General features: G+C 54.0%; 7 protein-coding genes. 6 read left to right on the forward strand and 1 reads right to left on the reverse strand.

Features of this window, described 5'->3' with window-relative positions; all coding sequences use genetic code 11:
- Positions 1–58: 58 nt before the first annotated feature.
- Complete coding sequence (locus tag CFY91_RS06230; RefSeq protein ID WP_093985485.1) at positions 59–958, reverse strand: hypothetical protein; 900 nt, start codon at positions 956–958, stop codon at positions 59–61.
- 206 nt (positions 959–1,164) lie between these two features.
- On the opposite strand from CFY91_RS06230, the gene CFY91_RS06235 reads away from it, so the two are divergent.
- From CFY91_RS06235 to CFY91_RS06260, 6 genes are read left to right on the forward strand one after another with little or no spacing between them, the layout of a single operon-like run.
- Complete coding sequence (locus CFY91_RS06235; protein ID WP_093985486.1) at positions 1,165–1,791, forward strand: hypothetical protein; 627 nt, start codon at positions 1,165–1,167, stop codon at positions 1,789–1,791.
- Complete coding sequence (locus CFY91_RS06240) at positions 1,784–3,712, forward strand: Mu transposase C-terminal domain-containing protein (RefSeq protein WP_093985487.1); 1,929 nt, start codon at positions 1,784–1,786, stop codon at positions 3,710–3,712. Before CFY91_RS06235 ends, CFY91_RS06240 begins: the two co-directional genes overlap by 8 nt.
- Positions 3,709–4,614: a TniB family NTP-binding protein gene (locus CFY91_RS06245; protein ID WP_093985488.1), complete on the forward strand. Its 906-nt coding sequence runs from the start codon at positions 3,709–3,711 to the stop codon at positions 4,612–4,614. The genes CFY91_RS06240 and CFY91_RS06245 overlap by 4 nt, the downstream gene beginning before the upstream one ends.
- Positions 4,615–4,623: 9 nt before the next feature.
- Positions 4,624–6,516: a TniQ family protein gene (locus CFY91_RS06250; RefSeq protein WP_093985489.1), complete on the forward strand. Its 1,893-nt coding sequence runs from the start codon at positions 4,624–4,626 to the stop codon at positions 6,514–6,516.
- Positions 6,509–6,865: a hypothetical protein gene (locus tag CFY91_RS06255; RefSeq protein WP_084342384.1), complete on the forward strand. Its 357-nt coding sequence runs from the start codon at positions 6,509–6,511 to the stop codon at positions 6,863–6,865. The genes CFY91_RS06250 and CFY91_RS06255 overlap by 8 nt, the downstream gene beginning before the upstream one ends.
- An 11-nt stretch (positions 6,866–6,876) precedes the next feature.
- A complete protein-coding gene (locus CFY91_RS06260; protein ID WP_093985490.1) occupies positions 6,877–7,131 on the forward strand; it encodes a DUF6957 family protein in 255 nt (84 codons plus the stop codon).
- The last annotated feature ends 106 nt before the right edge of the window (positions 7,132–7,237 follow it).

Below are 7,237 nucleotides of genomic sequence, written 5' to 3' on the forward strand. Positions count from 1 at the left end.
AAATAGCTACATGGCCAAAGGTACGGAGACGCTGGGCAGAAGGCCCGCGCGCAAATGGTCAATTTTTCTCTATTGGATCGAGGCTGCCGGATAATTTTCGGCCATCACGCAGCGAGACCCCTTCCCAAGCGCTGTCATCCTCTCCCTGAACATCCTTTTCGAGGGCGCGCCGCCTATTTCGATAGGGGATTAATTCCGATGAATCCGCGCTAGGCGTTGCCAGATACAACCAACTTTCAAACGCACCGATCTGCTCAGCCCGTGCGACCAGTTCTAGGGCCAGAGTTGAGTCAGAAGGCAGTAGTAGCCAAATGCGCTGGAAGTAGCGCTTCACTGACATGGCTAGCGTGAGCAGCTCTTCGGCGGCTGCCCCCTCTTTCAAGGATGTGTCGCCCAGGCGCGGAATGACTGCGATGGGCTGGCCTGGGTTATCGATCAGAATAAATTGTCGTAGCGTTCGGAAGTGCTTCACCAGCACCATTTCGCCTTCAGCGCTGCCAAAAAAACGGGGCCCCGCCTGTTGAGCAAGTTTGATACAAAGGCGCTGATGTTCGGCCACACGCTGACGGGCGCGGGAGCGAGCCGTGATTTGCGCATGCCCAGACTCTGCGGCCATCGAGTCTAAGGTTTCACGGAGTACTTTCAGGGTTACCTGGTTGTCCAGGATCGCCTTGAGGCTGGCCTGAGCTGCCTGTGCGTTCAGCTTGTACAGGCGCTCCAGCAACTCGGCGTGGGCGTAGCCGCATTTGACCTGCTCCACTGAGAGAGAGCCGTCAGTCATGCGCTCAAGAAATGCCCCGGCATTGAGCATGCGCTTGATCACCTTTTCATCGTAACCAGTGTCTTCGGCTTCGCGGCGAATGAGCTGGTAGATGCTCTCGACACCCTGGTGACAGTCGACCTTGGGCCGAAGGTTTTGATAGAGGCCAAACCAGTGCGTCTGTGGCTTACGGGGCATGGCGTGCTCTCCTGATGGCACCTGAAAGTCATACTATTCTATTTGATACGCTTCACCAAAAAAAGCTTGACCTGATCGGTGAGTCTGGCTATACCTAGTGTAATGAATTTATTGGTGAAGCGTACCAAATGAAGAGAGATGCTCAAAGCCATAGCACGACCCGAGACGTATCTCGTCGCAGCAACCGTGGCCGCAAGGCGTATGTGATGAAGTCGGTGAAAAGCGGCTTGGAAATCCGCTTGGAATCGCGTGACGAGATGGTGTTGGCCAAGGTACTCGACTTGGATCCGAGGAGCAGTGAACTGCGGGCTCAGGCTATGACATTTGATCTAGTTCGGGGTGAGGTACTGACAGCCCTACCCGCTAACAAGCCCAAATATAGTCAGTACTACACACCGGATTTCACGGATGTGATTGATGGCATTACGTATGTCTTTGAGGTGAAGCCGAAGCGCTACTGCACGCAGCACAAAGAACTCTTTGCACTTGTTGGTGAATTTTGTCAGCGACGCGGTATGAAATTCAGAGTGCTTTGCAAAGAGGATTTAACTGAAACGTTTTTGGTAAATGTGAACGTATTGCACCATTTCGCCCGGCAATGCGCTCAGCAACTGCCAGGCTGGGCACAGCAAGTCAGCCAACTTAACAATAAGACGGGGTATGTCAGAGACGTGCTCTGCGGATTGGAACCGAATAACTATTTTTTGCTGGCAGGGCTGCTGAGCGGCGTTTTGAAGATGGATCTAAATAAAGTACTGATTCAATCAATGGATTTCGACGTGTACCCAGGGAATGGAAATCTGGAAATGCTGGAGGTTCATAGCGATGAATAATCCAATCCGAGAAAACGGGGTTGTGAATATTTCCGGACAGCCCTTCGTTATCAAGTCAATGCAAGTTGACTTGAAAGATATTGTCCTGCGCGGCAAGGGTGGTATTGAGCGGGTTATGGACTTTCAGCAGTTCTATAACGAACTGGCAACTGGAGTGATCAAGATCCCAGGGTATGCGACTGAGCGTCAAGGTAAGACTTGGGAGCCTTCAGAATATGCGGAAGCTATTTTTCGCAGAGACATCATAAAGTTAGTTGACAGCGAAGAATATCTGCGAGCTTCGCAGGAAGAAAAGAATGAGTTAAGGGTTAAAGTTGGCATTGAGCACGAGAAAAAGGTGCCGTGTCCAAAAACCATCAGGCAGTATCAGAAAAAATATTCGAAAGGAGGTTTTGAAGCCCTGATTCCGAACTACCGCGCGCGTGGCGGTAAAGGTTGGATGGTAAAAGCGGCAGCTAAAGAGCTCGTCCGAGCAGCTATCCTGGATACCTATGCCAAGGATGACAAGCTGAACCTAGCAGCTACAGCGCGGATTGTGAATGACCGCCTGAAAGGCTCAGATTGCCTGGTTGAGGGTAACCAGACGATCAGCGTGAAACTGGTGTCCCGCGTGCTTCAAGAAATGCCTCGGGATATCGTCTTGGATGGGCGAATTGATCCCAGGACTTATCGCCTATTGTCACGGCAAGCGGTTAATGAGTTTTACGTAGAGCATGCTTTTGAATTGGTGCAAATCGACGCCAAGACGATTGATATGTATGTTGTGGATGAATTTGGTCGAAAATTTTCAAAATTGACCTTGTACTCAATGGTTTGTAGCCGTACAGGCTATCCCGTGGGCATTTATGTGACAGCCGGGACACCCAGTGAATACTCATTGCTCAAGCTATTTGAGTTTTTCTTTTCCCCGAAAGACGAGAAATTCAAAGAGCGCTTTGAATTGAAATCAGATTGGCCTGCGCCGTGTGGGCTGAATAAGGCTCTATTGGATAATGCGTCTGAGAATGCGGCGGGTGTGTCATTAGAGCTCGTCCGAGATCTTGGGATTGATATCCATTATGCCCGCGCTTATCGCGGGGACGATAAGCCCCACGTAGAGTCACTTTTTAATACCTTGGATAAGATGGTATTTAATCTGATGCCAGGCTCTAAGAAAAGCGCTGAGAAAGAAATCAAGAATCGACATGAGCGAGCGGAACACGAGGCTTGCTACACCGTCGAGCAAGTGTACAAAGATGTTGTTCAGTTCATAGCGGACTACTACGTAAATCAGCCTGTCGTGAAGCTCGGATTTCGCCATGGAAAAAACATGACAATTAAACAGGCGATGGATGAAGAACTCAAAAGATTCATGCCACCACCACCACCATCTCTTGAGCAGGTTCAGCGTTTGATTTTGCATAAGAATAAGACGACTCGTACTGTGCAACACTACGGGATCGATTTCGAGGGCTTTCAGTACAACAGCTATGCCTTTCGGGACGTGACGCGGGATTATCTTCAGAAGCCTGTGACGATTCTGTTTAACCCTGCCGAATGTGCGGCGATTTATGCCGTTGATCCCCGTAGCGGTGAATTGATCAAGCTCGATTGCAAGATGCGCGACGTTCCAAATGTCTCGTTCGAGGTCATCAAAGAGATTCGTAAGCAGTATGAGCGTGACCCGCAGACCATGACTGGTCATGACTACCACCGTGTCTACGCAAGCTTGCTGATCAAATGGACGACAGACAGCACCCGGCGTCGCTCAAAGATTTCCGACCATAACCGTGCAGGTCAGAAAAAAGCCCGTGAGGGTTATCACCGTGACGTGCAAACCCAGCTTGACCAGCAGGCGGTTTCTCCGGTCGCACGCAGTGTCATGCCGGTCGAGCCGGATGATGACTTTGTACCGGCCCCTGCCGAGGTCATCAAGCCATGAGTTGTATTTACGATCAGCTCGTTCAGCATGAGCGCTTTTCATCCGCCCTTGCTGTGATTTTGGCGGCTGTAGAGCGTGCGCGTAATAAGGATTACCAAATTCAGCCAGTCGTTGGGCCCACGAGGGTGGGGAAGACGAGGGTGTTGGCCCGTGCGATCCAAGAGATCTTGCGCACCTCCCCTGTCGGATCGCAGAGCGTGATCTCGGTGGTGAGTCCCAAACATCTGACGGCACGAGCCCTGCCAGATGCTTGCCTGAGCAGCATTGGCATGAGCACTGGGGGCTTTAAGAACCATGTCGCGGCGACGGAAGCTTTTATCAAAGCAGCCAATAAGCGGAAAACGGAACTCATCATCTTTGATGAGTGCCAGCACATGCTGGAGCGCGGCAGTAGCACCACGGTGCGGGCGGCGGCTGACTTTTTTAAGCTTTTCGATGGAAAACTGGAAGCCAGTATCGTTCTCGCCGGTCTGCCATCGCTTAATCAACTGTTCCAGGAAAATGAGCAACTGGCGGATCGTGTCAGGCGGCCATTCCAATTTTATCCGTATGACTGGCAGGGCCCGGACTACACACATTTTCGGGCAGCGTTGGCGACAGCGCTGCAATACCTGGCGAACAACGGTTGGCGCACGTTCGATCTCAAGGATGCCGAGTTTGCCAAGCGCATGTATATCGCGTGTGCGGGGCGTTTTGGCCTGATCGTCAAGCTCTTTCGTGAGGTCGAAGTCTGTTCAACGAATGGGGAGGCGCTGTACCCCGAGTTTGCTAAAGCCTATGAGGCGGCAGTCATCGGGCGTCTGATCGACTTCAATCCGTTTGACCGTAGGATCACGGTTCAGACCGAGCATATGGCGTTGGTGTACACCAAGGTCATGTCCGAAGCTGGCGTGAAGGTTTGAGGGTTCATCATGCTGGCATTCCCCCTGACCCCCTTCGCTGATGAAAGCGTAAATGGCTATCTCCTGCGGTTGGCTGAGGAGAACTTCATGGACTCCTCTGCCGCCCTGCTCCGAGAGGCGGGAGTTCGACTCAAAGCCCGTTACAGTGAGGCTGAGCTCAATGCCGTCAGTGAGACGCATGGCTTGGATTGTGCGGGGATCCAACAGCTTGCCGGTTTCTCACAAGTCGCGGGCTCGCTCAGCCAAGGGCGATTTCTCCGCACCGCAGCAGTTCCGGTCTGTGTCGAGTGTTTGCGCGCGTCCGCCTACATCCGTCAGGCCTGGCATCATCAGTTGTTCACTGCATGCCCGGAGCACCAGCGCTCACTGTTGGAAGCCTGCCCCGAGTGTTCGGCACCGCTAGACCTCAAGCGCCACTCGATTACAACCTGCCGGTGTGGGTACGACCTGACCACTGCGGATGTCGCGCCAGCAGATCCCGCGAGCCTTTGGGTGGCCAGCCTCTTGTGGCCTGCCAGTGGCATTTCGCTGCCGGGAATGGAGGCGCTGCCCCAAGACGTTGATGCCTTTTTATTGTTTCTGGCGAATCTGACGTTGGCGGAACCGCATCGGAAAAATGCGCCCATCGATACGGACAAAGCCTTGGCGGTGTGCCAAGCCAGTCATCAAATCGGCAACAATTTGCTGCCTCGCTTCAGGGACTTCGTCGAAGCCAAGATTGAAGCGGCCAATCAAATGGCGTCCAGCCGATTCATGCTCAACCTGGGCTCCTGGTACCGCGAGCTGAACACAGAATTTGCGGGTGAGGTGTATGCCCCCCTCCGCGAGATGGCCCACCGGCTGATTCTTGAGCGGGCCAATGCTCCGATCAATCGCAAGATGAAACAGCTCGGCGCCGAGCTGCTTGGGTTGAAAGCGACTCTCACGGCTGCCGAGGCCGCGCGTACCTTGAAGAGCTCCGCAGATCGCATTGTGGCTCTGGTGAAGTCGGGGGCGTTGGGTGGAACCATCTTGCAGGGCGCGACCAGTGAATTTTGCTTGGTTAAGCGCACAGAGGTTGAGGCACACCAGCAAGCGGCTGCGGATTTCCTCTACGGGAAGGATTTGCTCAAACTTCTCGGCATCAGTCGACGTACCCGAGACCGCTTTGCGGAAACTGGGCTCTTGAGCCCGGTGTCGGAGATGCAGCGCCCGCTGTTTGCACGGGGGGACTATCGCAAAAGTGAAGCGCTGGCTCTGCTCGAACGGCTGACCGAGAGCTGCGGCGAGATCGATGAGCCCAAGCGCAGCCTGTCATTTGCGGATATCAGTGGTAAGCGCTTTTCCAACGCGCAAGCCAATGACCTGCTTAAGCGAGTATTTGCGGGTGATCTTAAACCGCTAGGCCGTGTGCGAGGTATCCAGGGGTTTGCGGCGTTTCGCTTTGATGAAGAAACGCTGGCAGACGTGTCGGCTCAGCACTCAACCGGTATTGAGTTCACTATCACCGACCTGACCAAGATAACGCCGTGGAAGCATCAAACCATCAAGGGGTGGATCGATGCCGGTTACCTTCGGGCACGTGTTGAACCTGGCAAGAAATACCGGACATTCATCAGTTTGGCCGACCTCATTGCATTCCTTTCCACCTATGTGGTGGCAGCAGATGCGGCAGATCGACTGGGCAGCAAGTCGGCCTGGCTTAAGGGGACAATGAAGAGGGTTGGCGCACTGGTGACTGGCCCCAGTGGAGAGGTGGAGAGCGGGCTTTTGCTCTCGGTCGATGCGTTGGTGAACATCGTTTCTAATCGAGCCCCTACTTGGTCACGGCCATCCAAACCCAGCGCCCGCACGAGCCAAAACCCTGAACTGAAGGCAGTGGTGGATTGGTATTGCCAACCGCCGGAGGTGCTCTGTGTCTGACCGAATCAGCTCCCGTCTGCCAGCGCGGACGCAACGCCTTTTACTCGAAGCGCTGCTGGAGCATTACCCCGACGAAGTCATTACTGGCTTCCTGGTGAATGCCTCTATCAGCTGCAACTGCGTGCGGGGCCATGCCTACAAAGTCCGCCGTTATCCGGAGCACGCCGTACTCACCTCGGGGGAGATCAGCCATGTCGTGCGCGATGGGGCGCGCTGGTTGATCCACACAGAAGATTTCGACTGTTTCGTGATCGTGAATTTTGCGCCGGGTGGGCTTCAGTCACTGCGCCATCTGATTGATCTCTATGAGACGGCGCGGATGGTGCAGTCGCGCTGGTGCCTTCAATAGCGGGAGTGGATATGGACGAGCTGAGTGCGGTGACCGACTTGTTGTATGGCCCCGGTACGGCCATACCAGGGTTATCCCTGACTGACGAAGAAGCCATGGCCATGGTGCGTCAGCGCTTTCCGTATACCGAGTACTGCTTGGTGCGCGACTGGCAGTGGCTGGAGCTAGAGGTCACGCCAGCCGAGCGCGACCAATTGAGCAAAACGGGGCGTCAGCCGGTGCTGGTGTATGCGCACACCGTCGTTTACGACGTAAGCGCTCCATAAACCCCGTCCTAGTGGACGGGGTTTGTTTTCAGGAAGCAAAGGCAGAAGCCGGCGAGCAGTTCCAAGGACGTACCGATTCGTAGGCACGCACGGCCTGTGAGCTTGG

This window comes from Pseudomonas fluvialis (assembly GCF_002234375.1).
In the GTDB taxonomy this organism is placed as follows: domain Bacteria; phylum Pseudomonadota; class Gammaproteobacteria; order Pseudomonadales; family Pseudomonadaceae; genus Aquipseudomonas; species Aquipseudomonas fluvialis.

Excerpts from the sequence above, each read along its gene's own strand:
- CFY91_RS06230 (WP_093985485.1), bottom strand. The coding sequence starts at position 958 with ATGCCCCGTAAGCCACAGACGCACTGGTTTGGCCTCTATCAAAACCTT.
- CFY91_RS06235 (WP_093985486.1), top strand. The coding sequence starts at position 1,165 with ATGAAGTCGGTGAAAAGCGGCTTGGAAATCCGCTTGGAATCGCGTGAC.
- CFY91_RS06240 (WP_093985487.1), top strand. The coding sequence starts at position 1,784 with ATGAATAATCCAATCCGAGAAAACGGGGTTGTGAATATTTCCGGACAG.
- CFY91_RS06245 (WP_093985488.1), top strand. The coding sequence starts at position 3,709 with ATGAGTTGTATTTACGATCAGCTCGTTCAGCATGAGCGCTTTTCATCC.
- CFY91_RS06250 (WP_093985489.1), top strand. The coding sequence starts at position 4,624 with ATGCTGGCATTCCCCCTGACCCCCTTCGCTGATGAAAGCGTAAATGGC.
- CFY91_RS06260 (WP_093985490.1), top strand. The coding sequence starts at position 6,877 with ATGGACGAGCTGAGTGCGGTGACCGACTTGTTGTATGGCCCCGGTACG.